The sequence below is a fragment of the Nannocystis pusilla genome (genome assembly GCF_026626665.1).
Classification (GTDB): Bacteria; Myxococcota_A; Polyangia; order Nannocystales; family Nannocystaceae; genus Nannocystis; species Nannocystis pusilla.
In genome coordinates, this window is record NZ_JAPNKE010000002.1 from 1768166 (window position 1) to 1785488 (window position 17323).

At 71.5% G+C, this 17323-nt stretch carries 14 protein-coding genes; 6 read left to right on the top strand and 8 right to left on the bottom strand.

What is annotated here, in order from left to right; genetic code table 11:
- Nucleotides 1-200 precede the first annotated feature (200 nt).
- Nucleotides 201-635: an MAPEG family protein gene (locus tag OV079_RS07830; RefSeq protein ID WP_267767163.1), complete on the top strand. Its 435-nt coding sequence runs from the start codon at nt 201-203 to the stop codon at nt 633-635.
- 63 nt (nt 636-698) lie between these two features.
- Here the strand turns inward: OV079_RS07830 and OV079_RS07835 are convergent, their stop codons facing one another.
- The 4 genes from OV079_RS07835 to OV079_RS07850 form a co-directional block, all read right to left on the bottom strand.
- The gene (locus OV079_RS07835; RefSeq protein WP_267767164.1) at nt 699-1646 is read right to left on the bottom strand and encodes a ribulose phosphate epimerase; all 948 of its coding nucleotides are present in this window, start codon (nt 1644-1646) and stop codon (nt 699-701) included.
- A 402-nt stretch (nt 1647-2048) separates the two neighbouring features.
- Complete coding sequence (locus tag OV079_RS07840) at nt 2049-3107, bottom strand: DUF6263 family protein (protein ID WP_267767165.1); 1059 nt, start codon at nt 3105-3107, stop codon at nt 2049-2051.
- Between the two features lie 64 nt (nt 3108-3171).
- A complete protein-coding gene (locus OV079_RS07845) occupies nt 3172-3684 on the bottom strand; it encodes a 4-alpha-glucanotransferase (RefSeq protein WP_267778477.1) in 513 nt (170 codons plus the stop codon).
- On the bottom strand, nt 3603-4799 hold the full coding sequence (locus OV079_RS07850) for a 4-alpha-glucanotransferase (protein ID WP_267767167.1): 1197 nt from the start codon (nt 4797-4799) through the stop codon (nt 3603-3605). Before OV079_RS07850 ends, OV079_RS07845 begins: the two co-directional genes overlap by 82 nt.
- A gap of 189 nt (nt 4800-4988) precedes the next feature.
- Here OV079_RS07850 and glgX point away from each other — a divergent pair, with 189 nt between their 5' ends.
- The 3 genes from glgX (at nt 4989) to glgB (ending at nt 10184) form a co-directional block, all read left to right on the top strand.
- Nucleotides 4989-7133, top strand: coding sequence for a glycogen debranching protein GlgX (glgX, locus tag OV079_RS07855; RefSeq protein ID WP_267767168.1), 2145 nt, complete (start codon nt 4989-4991; stop codon nt 7131-7133).
- Nucleotides 7134-7587: 454 nt separating this feature from the next.
- Nucleotides 7588-8364 carry a hypothetical protein gene (locus OV079_RS07860; protein WP_267767169.1) on the top strand — a complete coding sequence of 259 codons (777 nt, stop codon included), beginning with the start codon at nt 7588-7590 and terminating at the stop codon, nt 8362-8364.
- Entirely contained in the window at nt 8268-10184 is a 1917-nt protein-coding gene (gene glgB, locus OV079_RS07865; protein ID WP_420829509.1) for a 1,4-alpha-glucan branching protein GlgB, read from the top strand. Before OV079_RS07860 ends, glgB begins: the two co-directional genes overlap by 97 nt.
- A 303-nt stretch (nt 10185-10487) precedes the next feature.
- Here the strand turns inward: glgB and OV079_RS07870 are convergent, their stop codons facing one another.
- Nucleotides 10488-10763 carry a hypothetical protein gene (locus OV079_RS07870; RefSeq protein WP_267767170.1) on the bottom strand — a complete coding sequence of 92 codons (276 nt, stop codon included), beginning with the start codon at nt 10761-10763 and terminating at the stop codon, nt 10488-10490.
- Between the two features lie 24 nt (nt 10764-10787).
- Between OV079_RS07870 and OV079_RS07875 the strand changes: the two genes are divergently transcribed.
- The gene (locus OV079_RS07875; protein WP_267767171.1) at nt 10788-11843 is read left to right on the top strand and encodes an alpha/beta hydrolase; all 1056 of its coding nucleotides are present in this window, start codon (nt 10788-10790) and stop codon (nt 11841-11843) included.
- 303 nt (nt 11844-12146) lie between these two features.
- Here the strand turns inward: OV079_RS07875 and OV079_RS07880 are convergent, their stop codons facing one another.
- Nucleotides 12147-12278, bottom strand: coding sequence for a hypothetical protein (locus OV079_RS07880; protein WP_267767172.1), 132 nt, complete (start codon nt 12276-12278; stop codon nt 12147-12149).
- Nucleotides 12279-12410: 132 nt separating this feature from the next.
- On the opposite strand from OV079_RS07880, the gene OV079_RS07885 reads away from it, so the two are divergent.
- Nucleotides 12411-13109 (top strand): ribulose phosphate epimerase, encoded by a 699-nt coding sequence (locus tag OV079_RS07885; RefSeq protein ID WP_267767173.1) that lies wholly within the window; start codon nt 12411-12413, stop codon nt 13107-13109.
- Between the two features lie 175 nt (nt 13110-13284).
- Here the strand turns inward: OV079_RS07885 and OV079_RS07890 are convergent, their stop codons facing one another.
- Together OV079_RS07890 and OV079_RS07895 are read right to left on the bottom strand one after the other, a co-directional pair.
- Nucleotides 13285-15057: a 3,4-dehydroadipyl-CoA semialdehyde dehydrogenase gene (locus OV079_RS07890; RefSeq protein WP_267767174.1), complete on the bottom strand. Its 1773-nt coding sequence runs from the start codon at nt 15055-15057 to the stop codon at nt 13285-13287.
- A 259-nt stretch (nt 15058-15316) separates the two neighbouring features.
- On the bottom strand, nt 15317-17257 hold the full coding sequence (locus tag OV079_RS07895; RefSeq protein ID WP_267767175.1) for an aconitase family protein: 1941 nt from the start codon (nt 17255-17257) through the stop codon (nt 15317-15319).
- Between the last annotated feature and the right edge of the window lie 66 nt (nt 17258-17323).

The following is a 17323-nucleotide window of genomic DNA, read 5'->3' on the forward strand; positions in this document are numbered from 1 at the left end:
GCGAGAGGTAACAGGCCCCGCGCGTTCGCGCAATCCGGGCCCGGTTGCGGCCGCCGTGGCCCAGGTCATGCCCGCGGCCGCCGCCCGCCGTGAGGCCGCCGCGGGCCGAACGCTGCTCACTTCGCTGTTCCCCACGCTCCAGGCGGTGGCCGCGCGTGTGTCGCTCCAGGTCACGGCCGGGAGTCGGTATCATCGCGACGATGCATACACCGCTGCTCTGCTTGCTCGGGTTCGGGGCGTGGACCCTCCTCGTCGCCGTCCTCGGGATCGTGACACCCCGCGTGCTGGCCGTGGCCATGGGGACGGCCCCCGAGGGCGGGTTTCCGGCCGACGTGCCCCACGGCTCCGACCGCTACCGCCGGACCATGCGGGCGCACCTCAACTGCGTCGAGAACCTGCCGCTGTTCGCGGCGGTGGTGCTGACCGGCGCGGTGGTCCACGCCGGCTCGCCGCGCATGGACACGCTGGCGATCGCCTACCTGGCGGCCCGCGTGGCGCAGACGGTGATCCACATCGCGTCGGGCTCCGCCGCGGCGGTCAAGCTGCGCTTCACCGCGTTCGCGGTGCAGGCGGTCTGCCTGGTGTGGATGGGCGTGCTGGTGGCGCGGGCCCTGGGCGCGGCGGCGGCGGTGTGACAGTAGACCGCGGGGACATGGCCTTTCGGACATGTCCCCGCGGTAAGGTTCAAGCGAGAGGCGTCAGCCCATCGGGATGCCGCACAGGCCGAGGTTCTCCAGGCCCGGAGGGGCGGTGCCGGGGTCGTACCACTGGATGCAGTCCTGGCCGGCGCCGGGGCAGTCGGGCTCGGTGACGTCGCAGTAGGGCAGGCAGCAGCCGAGCGCCGCGGGGTCGCACTCGGTGGCGAAGCCGGGGTCCTGGCAGACGAGGCCCTTGTCGCAGGCGTTGGCGTACTCGCACGGGTCGAAGGCGACGCCGGTCTCGCCGGAGGCGTCGAGGACGCACACGAAGCCCTCGTCGTCGGGGTTCGGCAGGCACAGGTCGTTGCCCATGCAGTTCTGCAGCAGCGGGTCGCACGAGGGCAGGCACAGGTTGAGCACGCCCTCGTTGGCGATCACGCAGGTGGTCTGCGGGTCGGCGCAGTCGGTGGCGTCGGGCGAGCCGGTGCACAGGCCGACGCAGGTGCCCTGGCCGGTGTCGCCGTCGACGTTCCAGCACATCGAGCCCTTGCCGCACGAGTCGACGCCGCTGACGCCGTTGCCCTCGACGGTGCACGGGTCGCCCGGGGCGCCGCTGTTCTCCTCCACGGGCACGCACTTGAGGTTGTTCCACGAGGTGCCGCCGTCGTCGGCGTAGGCGGAACATTTCTGGCCCTCCGGGCAGTCCTGGGTCCAGTTGTCGCACTCCGGGGCGATCCCCGTGCCGCCGGTGGTCTCGCAGCCGAGGAAGTTGCAGGTGGTGTCGCCGGTGTCGCCGGAGGTCTCGGTCTCCGTCTCCGCGGCGCTGGTGGCCGGCGGGTCGCTGGTGGCCGGCGGATCGGAGGGCCCGGCGGTGGTGCTCTCGCTGTCGCTCTCGCTGTCCTCGCCCGACGAGGTGGTGTTGACGCCGGCGGTCGGATCCTGCGGATCCTTGTTCTCACACGCCATCAGCACCAGAGCGGCCGTAAGGGTCGTCCAAATTCGCTTCATTTCACACCTTCCTCGCGTCGGTAGAGCCGGTTGAGCAACGACATGGCCTTATGGACATGCACGTTGCGACATGTTCTCTGGATCCCCCGCCGGCAGCCGCCTGCTCGCCGGCGCGCGCCTGCGCAAGTGCAGGCGTCCGCAAGAGAGGTAGGCAAGTGATAAAGCTGCAAAACAGTTAATCCTTGCAACAAGTCTTATACAACCTCCGAAACCAACGCAAGGAGTTAAGTTTGATTGGTTCGATTGTAAGTTTTACCCGCCGAGCCGGGAGGCACCAGCGGGCGGACCGGACCAGCGTCCTTTGCGCGGGGCGAAATTGCCCTGCGTCAGCCCGGACGGACCCAACGAAAAACGGCGCCCGCGAGGGGGCGCCGCTCGTCGAGAGGGCAGAGAAGGCGCGGCTTACTTGCCGCTGATCTGCAGGTTGAGGTCCATGTCCATGGTCATCGGCATCTTCACGCCGTTGGCGTCGGTGGTCATGGCGATCGAGGACTTCATGTTCATGTCGCCCTTGATCGGGGCGACGCGGGTCAGGTCGACCTCGTTGGTGCCGGCGCCGGTGGAGTCGAGGCGATCGAGGCTGACCGAGGCTCCCTCGGGCATGCCGGGGGCGCTGATCTTCTGCGGCGCGGCGGTCTGGACGATGGTGCTGGCGAGCTGGACGACGCTGCCGTCGCGGCCCTTGAGCTCCCAGGTGGCGACCTGGTCGAGCTTCATGCCCTGCTGGTCGAGCTGCTGGGTGACGGTCCACTTGGCGCCGATGCCGAGCGCCTCCTCGGGGAAGGGCACCGACATTTGGTTGATCTGCTGCCGCATGCTGTCGATGGTCTGCTTGATCTGCGGGTTCACGTCGGGCGGCATGTTGAAGTCGGCCGACTTGACGATGCCGCGCGGGGTGATGAGCGAGGTGCCCGACATCTTGTTCATGGTGCCGAGGACGCTCTTGAGCTGATCGACCATGGCCGCGGGGACCTTGGGGTCGGGCAGGACCTCGATCTTGTCGAGGCTGAACTCGCTGCGGATGTCGCCCTCGCCGGTGATCTCGCTGACCTTGAGGTTCATGGTCATCTGCATCGGCGGGATGTCGGTCTTCGGCATGGCGTTGGGGCCGATCTGCATGCCCATGCCCATGCGCATGGTCATGACCATCGCCTGCTCCTGCCCGGCGGTGAGCTTGAGCCGCAGCGGCTCGCGCGGCTCGGCGCCGGCCTCGATGAGGGTGACGACCGAACCCTGGCCGACGGTGGCCGCAGCGTTCGGCGCAGCGGCCGGGGTCGCCGGCTTGACGTCGGGGGCGGCGGCGACGGGCGCCGGCGGAGCGTCGGTCTTGGGCGCCGCGGCCTCGGTCTTGGCGGCCGGCTTGGCGTCGGACTTGCCGTCGGTCGGCTGGCAGCCGAAGAGGTGCAGCGCGACGGCTGCGAGCGGGACACAGAGGGCGCGGAGACGGGGGCGGAGCGACATGCGCGGCGAGGCTACCACAGCGCGGCAGTCGTCGGTGCCGCCCCGCGACGCGCAAGGTCGTCGATCAGGGCATGCGCCGACCGCTGGCGACCACGGCGGCCTTGACCCGGGTCAGCGCGGCGGTGACCTGGGGGTCGTCGCGCAGCTTCTCGAGCGGGCTCGGCAGCCGCCAGGTCCAGTTGTGATCGCCCAGGGTGGCGGGCTTGTTGATCCGGTCGCGCACGCCGAGCAGGTCCTGCAAGAGGAGGAGGACGAGGTCGCTGCCGGCCTCGAGGACGAGATGGAGGAGGGCGGCGTGGACGGCCGGGGTGAAGGCCTTGCCGATGTCGGGCATGTCCTTCAGGCCAGGTAGCTTGACGACCTCGGCCCGCTCGGCGTCGGACAGCTCGTCCCACCACACGGCGACGGGGGCGGTGTCGTGGGTGCCGAAGGTGGCGACCGAGAGGGCAGGGTAGGCCGCAGGATCGCGGAAGGCGTCGCCGTCCTTCTCCCAGATCAGGACCTTGTAGCCGGGGGCGCCGAGCTTGTGCAGCGAGGGGCCGACGTAGGCGGGGATCGAGCCGAGGTCCTCGGCGATGAGCTTGGCCCGCGCTCGCCGGCGCTGGCCATGATGGCGCCGATGACCTTCTCGCCGTGGGCGAGCTGCTCGGGCTCGGTCGGCGGATCGAAGGTGCCGGGCACGAGCTTGCCCCTGGCGTCGCGTCGCTTCTCGTAGGGCCGCATGTACGTGCGGTAGAAGCCGACCAGGTGATCGATGCGGAAGCGGTCGTAGAGCGTGGCGCTGTAGGCGGCCCGCCGCCGCAACCACGCGAAGTCGGGGTCGCCCGCGGCCATGATCCGCCAGTGATAGGGCGGGAGGCCCCAGTCCTGGCCGTCCTCGTCGAACTGATCGGCCGGGACGCCGACCGACATGTCCATGCGGAACTCGCCGCGGTGGACCCATACGTCGGCGCTGTCGCGATCGACCATGAAGGGGAGGTCGCCCATGAGCTCGACGCCGAGCTTCTTCAGCTCGCCGCGCGCGGCGGCCCACTGCGCGTGGGCGAGCCACTGGACGTACTCGTAGTAGAGGATGGTCTCGGCGTGGCGAGCCTGGACGGCGCGCAGGGCCGCGCGGTCGCGCTCGCGCAGCGGATCCTCCCACTGCCACCAGGCGGCGCCCTGGTGGGCGTCCTTGATGGCGCGGTAGAGGGCGTAGTCGGGCAACCAGTGGCGCTGGGCGTCGCAGAATTCGAGGAAGGCGCGGGCCCGCGGCGACTTGCCGGCGCCGGCGGCGAGCTCGTGCTCGACGAAGCGCTTCAGGCCGGCGACGAGCGCCTTGCGCTTGAGCTGGCGGACGGCGTCGTAGTCGATGGTGGCGCGCTTCTTGGCGGCCGCGAGCGCGGCGACGCCCGACGCACCGAGGACGTCGCGGGTGCTCAGGTGCTGCAGGTCGACCACCGGGCCCAGCGAGATGAACATCGGATCGATGCCGAACGCCGACAGCGCGGCGTACGGCGAGGTGTTGCCGATGGAGATCTCGTTGAGCGGGAGGACCTGAATCAGGGAGATCCCGGCCTTGGCGATGAAGGCCGCGAACGCGGGCAAGTCGCCGATCTCGCCGATGCCCCACGACTGCTCGGAGCGCAGCGAGAACAGCGGGACGGTGACGCCGGCGACGCGCCCGACGGACGAGGAGGTGGTTTGTGGCATGGCTGCGGCGCGCCCGGGCGAGGCCGAGCGCCACGATCCAAGTAGCAGGCCGCGCCCGCGCTGCGAAGCCCCAACAGCGGAACCTGCGCAAATGGACCGGGGCGAACGCTGAATCGGCGCCGATCTCGCCGTCCGCGCGCAGGCAGGTCCGTCGCCGCGCGCTGCGGCGGGTGTTGTAGCGTTTGGCCTGTGTCCTCCGTGATCTGGCCCGGCCGACCGGACCCGCTCGGGGCGAACGCCGACGCCGACGGCGTGAACTTCGCCCTGTTCTCCGAGACCGCGACGCGGGTGTTCCTGTGCCTGTTCGACGCGCCGCATCGACCTCCGCGCGAGACGCTCGAGCTGCCCGAACGGACAGGTCGGATCTTCCACGGCTACGTGCCGGGGCTGCGCCCGGGGCAGCTGTACGGCTACCGCGTGGACGGGCCGTACGAGCCGCACGCGGGGCTGCGCCACAACCCGCACAAGCTGGTGCTCGACCCGTACGCGCGCGCGGTGGCGTCGAGCGGCAACGCGGCCGAGCTGTTCGCGTACCGCCTCGGTGACCCGGCCGGCGACCTGGCGTTCGACCGCGAAGACAACGCCGCCGACGCGCCCAAGGGAGTGGTGGCGGACGACGCGTTCGACTGGGGCGACGACCGCCGACCGGCGACGCCGTGGACCGACACGCTGATCTACGAGCTGCACGTGAAGGGGATGTCGCGGCTGCACCCGCAGGTGCCGCCCAACCTGCGCGGGACGTACGCGGGGCTGGCTTCGCCGCCGATCGTCGAGCACCTCAAGTCGCTGGGCGTGACCGCGGTCGAGCTGCTGCCGGTCCACGAGATCTACGACGAGCCGGAGGTGCGCCGCCGCGGCCTGGTGGATTACTGGGGCTACAGCACTCTCGGGTTCTTCGCGCCGGCGGCCCGCTACGCCGCCGATCCGCGGCCGGGCGGGCAGATCGCCGAGTTCAAGGCGATGGTCAAGGCGCTGCACGCCGCCGGGATCGAGGTGATCCTCGACGTGGTGTACAACCACACCTGCGAGGGCGGGCACCTCGGGCCGACGCTGTCGCTGCGCGGCATCGACAACCGCGCGTACTACCTGCTCGACCCGGCGGCGCCGCGCTACAACGCCGACTTCACCGGCTGCGGCAACACGCTCAACCTGCGCCACGCGCAGACGCTGAAGCTGGTGCTCGACAGCCTGCGCTACTGGGCCGAGCACATGCACGTCGACGGGTTCCGCTTCGACCTGGCGCCGGCGCTGTCGCGGCGCGGGGCCGATGTCGATCGCCACAGCCCGTTCCTGGCGGCGATCGGGCAGGACCCGCTGCTGTCGAAGTTGAAGCTGATCGCGGAGCCGTGGGACGTGGGCCCGCACGGCTATCAGCTCGGCGGGTCGCCGCACCCGTGGGCCGAGTGGAACGGCCGCTACCGCGACGCGGTGCGCCGCTACTGGCGCGGCGACCTCGGCCTGGCCGGCGAGCTGGGCTACCGCCTGACCGGCTCGTCGGACCTGTTCTCGGCGACCGACCGCGGGCCGACGGCGAGCGTCAACTACGTGGCCTGCCACGACGGGTTCACGCTGGCCGACCTGACGGCCTACAGCGTGAAGCACAACCACGCCAACGGCGAAGACAACCGCGACGGCAACAACCACGAGCACAGCAGCAACTGGGGCGTCGAGGGGCCGAGCGAGGACCCGCGCCTGGTGGCGATCCGCGGCCGCACGGTCCGCAACTTCCTGACGACGCTGGCGGTGTCGCAGGGCGTGCCGATGCTGGGCGCGGGCGACGAGTTCGGCCGCACCCAGCGCGGCAACAACAACGCCTACTGCCAGGACAACCCGACGTCGTGGCTGTCCTGGGAGACAGGTCCCGAAGGACAGGCGATGCTGGCGTTCGCCCGCCGCGCGCTGGCCCTGCGCTCGCGCTTCGCGGTGCTGCGCCGCACGCGGTTCTTCTCCGGCACGAGCGGGCCGCACAGCCGCCTGCGCGACATCTCGTGGCTGCGCCCCGACGGGCGGGCGATGGGCCACGGCGACTGGGTGTCGCCGTCGACCCGCGCGCTGGCGCTGCTGCTCGGCGGCGACGGGACGGGGATCCGCGACGCCCACGGCGAGCCGGTGACCGACGCGACGCTGCTGGTGCTGCTCAACGCCGACGAGGTGCCAATTCAGTTCGCGCTGCCGGGCCGGGAGCTGGGCCGCTGGCAGCGCGTGCTCGACACGGCGTCGCCGACGGCCGAGGAGGAGATCCTGCCGGCCTCGACGGACAGCCTGGAGCTGCTGCCGGCAGCGATGACGGTGCTGATGCTGGTCGAGGACGGCGAGCCCCGCAGCGCGAGCTGAGAACGGCGTGTCGCGGTCGTGACCGACGGGTGACGACCGCGACGCGAAACGGCGATCCGGCAGGTGCCGACCTCGACCGCACGGCCGCGGTGAAGCGTGGGGCGGACGTCGCTACAGGGCGAGGTGCAAGCTGCGCCGCACGCGTCGGACGTCGTCGCAAGCCGACGCGAGGATGCGAGTGGACGCACGCACGGGGGCGCGAAGACCCACGTATCCGCGTCCCGGCAAGGTCACGCGCGAGCCTCCGGTCCCGCGGCCGCGGGCGGTTTGCACGGCGCGCGTTCCTCGGTAAAAGCCGCCGGCCAGGATGCCTCGCCCTCGCAAACCCGAACGCTCCGCGCCGCGCAAACCCACCCCGAGCCGCCGCGAGGAGACTCGCGCACCCGAGCGCGGCAGCGCGACGCGAGCCCGCGCGGCGGACGAGGCCGGCACGCCCGCGAAGGCGCCGGAGGTCGTGAGCGAGACGCCGACGCCGGGTGAGGCGCGGACCGTCGACGCGGCGAGGGCGGCGGTCGAGGCCGGCGAGACGAGCGTGCCCGAGCTCGAAGCGGCCGAGGCGGTCGCGGACGCCGAGTCGACGCAGGCGGCCATCCGCGAGCACGAGGCGAGTGCGACCGGCGAGATGGCCGGAGCCTCGACGGCAGGCGAGGCGAACGTGACGGAGCTCGAGGCGGCCGAGGCGGTCGCGGAGGCGGTGGCGATGGAGGCGGCCATCCGCGAGCACGAGGCGAACGCGAGCGGCGAGGCTCACGAAGCTCCGGCGGCGGTCGAGGCCGGCGAGGCGAGCGTGCAGGCGATCGAGGCGGACGCGGGCGCGGCGTCGGTGGACGGCGAGGCGAGCCGACCCCGGGCGAAGGTCGAGGCCGGCGGGCTGGCGGAGTCGAACGCGCCGGAGGTCGAGGCGACCGAGGCCGCGGAGGACGTGTCGGTGGAGGCCGCGCTGCTCGAGCGCGACGCGCTGGCGAGCGCGAGGCTCGTGCCCGGGGGGCGGCGGGAGAACCTCGGGACATGCTCGAAAGACCCGGTACGGAAGGTCAGGTGCTTCAGGACATGTCGCAAGAGACAGCCGTTACGGTGGAGCCGGCGAGCCCGCTGGGCGACCTCGACTACCACCTGCTGGGCGAGGGCACGCACCTGCGGCTGTGGGAGCGCATGGGCGCGCGGCTGGTCGCGGGCGGCGAGGGGGCCCACTTCTCGGTGTGGGCCCCGAACGCGCGCTCGATCAGCGTGATCGGCGAGTGGAACGCGTGGGACGCCGCGCGCGACCCGCTGCACGCGGCCCGCGGCGGCGTGTGGACCGGCTTCGTGCCGGCGGCGCGGCGCGGCATGCTCTACAAGTTCCGCATCGTCGGCGCCGACGGGGTCGCGCACGACAAGGCCGACCCGTACGCGCTGATGAGCGAGGCGCCGCCGGCGACCGCCTCTGTGGTGTGGGACCACGCGTACGACTGGGGCGACGCGACCTGGCTGGCGCGCCGGGCCGAGCGGCAGGCACCGACGGCGCCGATGTCGATCTACGAGGTCCACCTCGGCTCGTGGATGCGCGGGCCGGGCGGCGAGCACCTGTCCTATCGGGCAGTCGCGCCGAAGCTGATCGCCCACGTGCGCGCGCTCGGGTTCACCCACGTCGAGCTGATGCCGCTGACGGAGCACCCGTTCTACGGCTCGTGGGGCTATCAGGCGACGGGGTACTTCGCGCCGACGCGCCGCTACGGCGAGCCGCAGGAGCTGATGGCGCTGATCGACGCGCTGCACCAGGCGGGCATCGGCGTGATCCTCGACTGGGTGCCGGCCCACTTCCCCAACGACGGGCACGGGCTGGTCCACTTCGACGGCACGCACCTGTACGAGCACGCCGACCCGCGGCGCGGGGTCCACCCCGACTGGAACACGCTGATCTTCAACCTCGCGCGCCACGAGGTCCGCAGCTTCCTGCTCAGCTCGGCGCTGATGTGGCTGCAGGTGTTCCACGTCGACGGCCTGCGGGTCGACGCGGTGGCGTCGATGCTGTACCTCGACTACTCGCGCAAGGAGGGCCAGTGGCTGCCGAACCACCTCGGCGGGCGCGAGAACCTCGAGGCGATCGAGTTCCTGCGCGCGCTCAACCAGGCGATCCACGCCGAGGTGCCGGGGGCGATCGTGATCGCGGAGGAGTCGACGGCCTGGCCGGGGGTGTCGCACAGGGTCGAGGACGGCGGGCTCGGGTTCGACTTCAAGTGGGACATGGGCTGGATGCACGACACGCTGCGCTACTTCGGGCGCGACCCGGTGACGCGCGCGCAGCACCACCGCGACGTCACGTTCCGCATGATGTACGCCTACTCCGAGCGGTTCATGCTGCCGCTGTCGCACGACGAGGTCGTCCACGGCAAGGGCTCGCTGGTCCGCAAGATGTCCCCGGGGACAGGCGGCGGGTCGGCCCGGCTGGCCAACCTGCGCCTGCTGTACGCCTACATGTTCGGGCTGCCGGGCAAGAAGCTGCTGTTCATGGGCGACGAGTTCGCCCAGGTGCGCGAGTGGAACCACGACGGGCAGCTCGACTGGGGCCTGCTCGCCGAGGCCGAGCACGCGGGGCTGATGAAGTGGGTCGGCCGCCTCGGCCACCTGCTGCGCGCCGAGCCGGCCCTGTACGAGCTCGACCACGACCCGCTCGGCTTCCGCTGGGCCGTCGTCGACGACTACAAGCGCAGCACCCTGGCGTTCCTCCGCCGCCCGCGTCAGGGGGCGGTGATCCTGGTGATCCTCAACTTCACCCCGATGACGTGGACGAACTACACGGTGCCCTTCGAGGCTCCGGGCGAGTGGGTGCGGATGCTGTCGTCGGACGAGGCGCAGTTCGGCGGGGCGGGCCACGACGGGCCGGAGCGGCTGATCGCGGACCACTCGGCCGGCGGAGCGCTGCCGTGCGCGGCGACGCTGGACCTGCCGCCGCTGACGGCCCTGGTGTACCGCGGGCCGGAGGTGAAGGCGTACGACGCGGCGGCGCTCGAGCTGCGCGAGTCGCTGGCGGCCGAGGCCGAGGCGGCCCGCGAGGGGGCCGTCACGGGCTGAAGAGGGCTCGCACCGCGAGCGCGCTCGGCGACGGAGCGTGATGAGACATGTCCATCGAGACATGTCTGAAGGGCCTTGTAAAACTGTCCCTGAGGACAGACGCGAGAACGGTGCGCCCGTGGGGGCAGTATCGGACCCCTCGACGGCACACAGGGCATCGGGGCGCCATGCAGGAACCGCGGAGCAACGTTGTTCCGAGGCCGTTGCGAGCGGGGAGTCGCACGCCGGACGCCCTTGTCGTATGTTTCGCCGCCATGCGCGCCGCCCCCGTTGCCTCCCGCTCGTCGCCCTGGTCCTGGCCTGTCAGCCCGACGGAGGCGCCGAGACCGACAGCGAGGCGATGACGACGGCGAGCCCGTCGACGTCGTTCGGCGAGAGTTTTACTGGGACCGAACCGACGCCGACGAGCGGGACGGAGCCGGAGACGACGTCGACGGGCGAGGCGACGACCGCGGCGACGACGGAGGCGGAGACGGCCGCGACCGACGCGACCACCGGCGAGCCCGAGCTGTCGGAGGACGAGGCGCTGCTGCGCAAGGCGATCGCCGGCGAGGTCGACGCGGAGGAGGCGATGCGCACGATCGCCGAACGCGGGGTTTTCCGGTGGAGGCGGCGTCGGGCGGCTATCTGTTCGCCTGTCTCTGCGGACAGGGGGGTTGGACGCTGGCCGGCGACCACAACGAGTGGGCGCCGACGCCGATGAGCCAGGCCGGTTCGTTGTGGTGGATCGAAGAAGAGATCGCGGCGCCCGACGGGAGCCTCTATAAATCTCACGAGCCGGACTCGATGCAGTGGATCGCGGATCCGTACGGGCGCCGCCACGGCTACGACGACTTCGGGGCGTACTCGCTGGTGCGCGCGAGCGCGGCCCACCTCGAGCGCTGGTACGCGATCGAGGACGCGGACCTCGGGCTCGTGCCGCGCGACCTGGAGGTGCTGGTGCCGCAGGACGGCGAGTTCACCCACGCGCTGTACGTCCACGACGGGCAGAACCTGTTCGACCCGACGGCTTTCTTCGGCGGCTGGCAGCTGACGACCAGCGCGCCGCCCAACATGCTTGTCGTCGGGATCACGAACACGCCGGCGCGCATGGACGAGTACACGCAGGTGCCCGACGAGCTCGACGGCCAGCCGGTCGGCGGCGACGGGGAGCTCTACGCGGAGCTCGTGGAGACGGTGATTCGCCCGCGCATGGAGGCGGCGTACGGGCCCGCGGAGGTGGTGGGGACGATGGGCTCGTCGCTCGGGGGGCTCATCAGCCTGGCGATCGCCGACTTTTACCCCGACCGCTACGACATGGCGATCAGCATGTCGGGCACGGTCGGCTGGGGCTCGCTCGAGCTGCACAACGAGACGATCCTCGAGACGTACGAAGCGGCGGGCAAGCGCGACTTCACGATCTACATCGACAGCGGCGGCGAGGGCTCGTGCGTCGACACCGATCAGGACGGCATCGAGGACGACGCGCCGGACTCGTTCGACAACTACTGCGAGAACGCGCAGTTTGACGCGATCCTGCAGTCGATCGGCTACACGCCGGAGGTCGACCTGTTTTACGTGCACGCGCCGGGGGCGATGCACAACGAGGCCGAGTGGGCAGCGCGCGTCGGGGTGCCGATGCAGATCTTCGCGGGGCTTGAAATCGCCGTCCCGCGCTGAAGGCGCGGCGCCGCCGGAGCGTTTTTGGGTTTCTGGTGATGGATTTCGGCGGGGCGAAGTGCCGCGGTCCACGCGTCCATGCCGGGAAGAATGGTCGTTTCTTCTGTTTTGTGATGGGAAAGAAGGTAGTCTCGGCTCAGATGGTAGTTTTTCCGCGAGCGCCGTCGAGCCCCGGCTTCAGGCCTTGCCGGGCTCCGCGGACTCGGCGCCGGCCCCGGCGCGACACCACTCGGGCGCATCGCCACCCCACCCGCGACGGTCGGGGTCCACCGCGACGCTCCGGCGCTCTTTCTATCTGGCCGTTCATACAGGTTCCAACAAACATGTCCTTCGAACATCTGTCCTGCTCCTCCTCTCCGCGTCCGCCTGCAGCGTGCGGCCGATCGATCCGGGCAGCAGCGCCGGTGAGGCCAGCACCACCGGATCCGGCACCACCACGGAGAGCGTCCCCTCGACGACCGGGGCGCCCGACGACCCGACCGCCGGCTCGCTCGCGACCTCCTCGTCCTCGGAGGGGGCTCTAGCGCCGGCGACCTGACCACCGGCGACACCAGCCAGGGGTTCGTCATGGTGCCCGACGACGGGACTTCCAAGGCCTGCGACGTCTGGGCGCAAGACTGTCCCGAAGGCCAGAAGTGCATGCCGTACTCCGGCGACGGCGACAATGCGTGGGAGAGCCTCAAGTGCGTCGACGTCGTGCCGAACCCTGACGGCTTCGGCGAGCCCTGCAAGGCCATCGGCGGCCCTGTCAGCGGCGAAGACACCTGCGACAAGGGGCTGATGTGCTGGGACGTCGACGTCGACACGGGCGAGGGCGTGTGCGTGTTCCAGTGCACCGGCAACCCCGAGTCGCCCTCGTGCCCCGATCCCACCTTTACCTGCAACTTCGCCGCCGACGGGGTGCTGACCCTCTGCTTCCCCCCGTGCGATCCGCTGGCGCAGGACTGCCCCGGCGGCGACCTCTGTATCCCCAACCCGATGGTCCTCGGCTCCTTCCTGTGTGTCCTCGACGCCAGCGGTGACGAGGGGCAGGCGTTCGACGGCTGCGAGTTCGCCAACGTCTGCGACCCCGGCCTCTCCTGCCTCGACCCGGGGCTCGCCGTCGAGTGTGACCCGATGTCCACCGGCTGTTGCGTCCCGTTCTGCGACATCTCGGCCCCGAACACCTGCCCGGGCCAGGGCCAGGAGTGCATCTCCTGGTACGAGGACATCCCGGCCCCGCCGGGGCTCGAGAACGTCGGGATCTGCTCCTTGCCGGACGCCTGACGCTCCCCGCAGGCGTTGTCCTCCGGACATGTCACGATGGACATGGACAAGCGAGCATGTCGAATCGGACATGTCCGAATCGACATGCTCGTCAGGCCGGGGAGGGCGGCGGGTCAGCGCAGGTCGAGGTCGACGTCGACGCCCTTCTGGCGGCAGGCGGCGAGGATCTCCTCGGTCAGCTGATCGGTGTCGCGGTTGTCCCCGGGCGGGAGGGCGAGGATGACGCGCGGGCGCTGGGCCTCGAGCGCGGCCATGCGCTCGCGGTGCTCGAGGAAGCGGGCGAAGCCGGCGTAGGCGACGCCCCCGAGCACCGCGACGAGCACGACCAGCGCGACCAGGATCGGCATGTCGGCCCAGGATAGCGCGGCGGCGGGCGGGCGTCAGCCGCCGAACAGGCGCGCGAGCTGGCTCGCGCCGCCCTGCACGGCGGTGCGCTGCATGTAGAGCTCGAGGCCGAGGCGACCGCCGAGCTCGGCGCCGCCGCCGGCGCGACCAGGACCGCCGTGCTGCGCCTGCGGGAACACGCCGCCGGGGCTGAACGAGCCGCCGGCGCCCTTCTCGTCGGACAGGACGAGGCGCCCAGCTGCGGCCCGAGCTCGGCGACGGCGCGGGCGACGTACTCGCGGTCGTCGCTGTAGACGGTGCTCACCAGGCTGCCGCCGCCGAAGCCGACGATCGCCGCGGCCTGGGCGACGCTGCCGTCGTAGGGCAGGAGGGTGGCGACGGGCGCGAACACCTCGACGCGGTGGAACACCGCGCTGCGATCGAGCACCGCGGCCGCGTCGGCCTCGAGCAGGATCGGCTCGAGGAAGAAGCCCTTGCCGGCGGGCACGTCGACGAACTCGCCCCGCTGCGGATCGCCGCGGACGACGCGGGCGCGCTCGCGCAGGGCCGCGACGCCTGCGCGGGCGTCGGCGAGCTGCTGCGCGGTCGACAGCGGGCCCATCTTGACGCTCTTGCTCAGCGGGTTGCCGGTCTGCGCGGCGCGCTCGCCGAGGCGCCCCTCGAGGGCGTCGCGCAGCGCGGGCAGGGCGGCCTCGAGGACGAGGATCCGCCGCGTGGCGGTGCACTTCTGACCTGTCTTTTGGGTCAGCTCGGTGACCGCGTCGCGGACGACCAGGTCCCACAGCTCGCTGCCCTCCTGCACGTCGGGGCCGAGGACGACCGAGTTGAGGCTGTCGGCCTCGACGTTGACGCGCACGCCGTGGGCGAGGACGTTGCGGTGGCCGCGGATCTTGGCGCCGGTGTCGGCCGAGCCGGTGAAGGCGACGACGTCCTGCGGACCGAGGTGGTCGAGCAGGTCGCCGACCGAGCCGATGAGGATCTGGAAGGCGCCCGGCGGGAGGATGTTCGCGCCGACGACGAGCTCGGCGATCCGGTGGGCCAACAGGCTGGTGCTGGTGGCCGGCTTCGACAGCACGGGCATGCCGGCGAGCCAGGCGACGGCGGCCTTGCCGAGCATGCCCCAGGCCGGGAAGTTGAAGGCGTTGATGTGGACGGCGACGCCGTGGCGCGGCTGCAGCAGGTGCTGCACGCGGACTTTGCTGGTGCGCACGACGACCGCGGGCTCGCCCTCGACCAGCCACGGCGCGTCGGGCAGGCTCTCGGCCAGCTCGGCGTAGGCGGCGAGGACGCCGAGACCGCCGTCGACGTCGAACTTGGCGTCGCCGCGGGTGTTGCCGCCGCTGACGACCGCGAGGTCGAGCAGCTCCTCGCGGTGCGCGTGCAGGAGCTTGGCGATGGCCTGCAGCAGGGCGCCGCGTTGCCGGAAGGACATGGCCCGAAGGGCAGGTCCGCCGACCTCGCGGGCGTGGCGGACGGCGTCGCCGAGGCCGCGCGCCGAGGCCGCTTCGGCCAGGACCTCTTCGGTCGCAGGGTTGACGAGCGAGGTCCTGGGACCGTCCGCGGACTGCCAGGCGCCGTTCAGGAAGCTCTCGATCACGCGCATAGAGGCGCAGACGGTACGCCGAGCCGCGCCCGACCGACAAGCCGGCGGGCGGCGCGTTCGATCACGCCTGCGCGCGAGTGAGGCGAGCCATGCCGCACGAGCGCCGGCGAAGCCCCGAAATCACCGCTGCACGGGCGCGCGCTCGCCGGGTACCGGGAATCCGGCGAGGCCGGCGCGCTCGAACTCACCGACGCGATCGTGACGCGCCGGTGTCACCCGGCGCGTGCGGGGAGCCGAGGGTCGGGGCCGTCGCGCCCGGTCACGTCTGCGCGCCGCCGAGGTCGCGAGGATCGGTGAGGTGACCGGTGACGGCCGAGGCCGCCGCGACCGCGGGCGACACCAGGTAGACCGGGCCGGGCGCGCCCATGCGGCGGTCGAAGTTGCGGTTGGTCGTGCTCGCGGTGGTCTCGCCCTCGAGCGGGATGCCCGGGCCGTTGCCGATGCACGAGCCGCAGCCTGGCGCGGTGACCACGGCCCCGAGCTCGCGGAACAGGCCGAGCAGACCCTCGCGCTCGGCCGAGGCGCTGACCTCGGCGCTCGAGGGCGTGACGGTGACGCGGACCTTGGGCGCGAGCTTGCGGCCGCGGAGGACGTCGGCGGCGGCGCGCAGGTCGGCGAGCGAGCCGCCGGTGCACGAGGCGATGACGACGTTGTGGATCGGGACGTCGAGGACGTCGGCCAGCGCGGCGCGGTTGCGCGAGTCGCCGGGGGTGGCGACGGTCAGCGGGACGTCGGCGAGGTCGATGCTGATGGTGCGCACGTACTCGGCGCCCTCGTCGGGCTCAACGAACAGGGCGTCGGTGTCGACGCCGGGTCGGCGGGTGCGCAGGAACTCCCGCACCGGCGCGCACGGCTCGACGACGCCGGTCATGAGGCCGCCCTCGACCGTCATGTTGGTGAGCACGCTGAGCTCGTCGACGTTCCACTGATCGAGGCCGGGGCCGCCGATCTGGATCACGCAGGTGTCGGTGGCCGAGGTGCGCCACTGCTCCTCGCGGAAGTACGGGTCGCCGATGATGTGGAGGATGAGGTCCTTCGGCGAGACGACGCCGCGCGCGTCGCCGGTGACCCAGATCCGCACGGTCTTCGGCACGGTGACCGGGACCAGGCCGGTGCGCAGCGCGAAGGCCATGGCCGTGGAGCCGACGCCGAACGCGAAGGCGTTGAGGACGCCGGCGGTCGGGGTGTGCGAGTCGGTGAGGATGATGATGGTGCCCGGGTTGCCGTACTGCTCGACGACGATGCGGTGGCACACGCCGGCGTCGTACTTCTGGCCGGGCCCGTGGATCCGGATGCCGTTCTTGAGGCTGGCGCTGACCATCTCGTCGCGCAGCTGGCGGGCCGAGTCGAGCCGCTGCTTCTTGACGCGCAGCGGGACGGTCGGCTGGTCGATGAGGACGAAGTGGTCCTCGAAGGCGGCGGCGAGCTCGGGGTTCTTGATTGGGGTGGTGCCCCACTCCTGCTCGTAGAGGGCCATCACCATGCCGCCGGTGTACTCGTGGACGCCGCGGAAGCCGACCTCGCACAGGACCTGATCGCCGGGCCCCACCGCGGCGATGCCGAAGCGCTCGCCGCCGGTCCAGGTGCGCGCGGCGATGATCTTCTCGACGCAGTTGAGCGGGCGCGCCGGAGCGTCGGTGCGGTACTCGGGCTCGATCTCGCCGGCGAGCAGGCGGGTGCCGTAGCGCAGGAGGCCGCCGTTCTGCACGACGGCGCGGAAGAACGGCGGCAGCTCGGCCGCGAGCCCGCCGAGGTCGACGTCCTCGCCGGCCTGCAGGCGACCGATCACCCCGAAGTCGGTGGTGAACGGCAGGCCGCTGTAGACCATGTTCTCCTGGAAGATCCGCTGGAAGCTGCGGGCCACCACGAGCTCGATGCCGGCGCCCTGGTGGGCGACCACGGCGACCTCGCGGCTCGAGCCGGAGCCGTAGGCGTCGCCGCCGACGACGACCTGGAAGCCGCCGTCCTTGATGCTGTCCTTTTGGACCTGTTCCTTGAAGTTCTCGAGGAAGTAGGGCCCGAGGATGTCGCCGGTGTAGCCGAGAGTGCAGGCGGCGCCGCTGATCATGAGATCGGTGTTGACGCCGTAGTGGAGCGACGGGGCGGCGTCCGCGCGGGCGTCGAGATCCGTGCCCGTCAACTGCTTGGCGATGCCGTGCGGGTCGTCGGTGAGCCAGAGGATCCTGCCGCGAAGCTTCATGCGATGTTCGGTTTAACACCCGTGCGCAGGCTTCGGAAGGTAAAGACGGGGACCGGCGGGTCCGCT

What these genes read in the sequence shown, in the direction of transcription:
- OV079_RS07895 (WP_267767175.1), bottom strand. Translation starts at nt 17,257, where the DNA reads ATGAAGCTTCGCGGCAGGATCCTCTGGCTCACCGACGACCCGCACGGC.
- OV079_RS07885 (WP_267767173.1), top strand. Translation starts at nt 12,411, where the DNA reads ATGGTGCCCGACGACGGGACTTCCAAGGCCTGCGACGTCTGGGCGCAA.
- OV079_RS07850 (WP_267767167.1), bottom strand. Translation starts at nt 4,799, where the DNA reads ATGCCACAAACCACCTCCTCGTCCGTCGGGCGCGTCGCCGGCGTCACC.
- OV079_RS07830 (WP_267767163.1), top strand. Translation starts at nt 201, where the DNA reads ATGCATACACCGCTGCTCTGCTTGCTCGGGTTCGGGGCGTGGACCCTC.
- OV079_RS07835 (WP_267767164.1), bottom strand. Translation starts at nt 1,646, where the DNA reads ATGAAGCGAATTTGGACGACCCTTACGGCCGCTCTGGTGCTGATGGCG.
- OV079_RS07890 (WP_267767174.1), bottom strand. Translation starts at nt 15,057, where the DNA reads ATGCGCGTGATCGAGAGCTTCCTGAACGGCGCCTGGCAGTCCGCGGAC.
- OV079_RS07840 (WP_267767165.1), bottom strand. Translation starts at nt 3,107, where the DNA reads ATGTCGCTCCGCCCCCGTCTCCGCGCCCTCTGTGTCCCGCTCGCAGCC.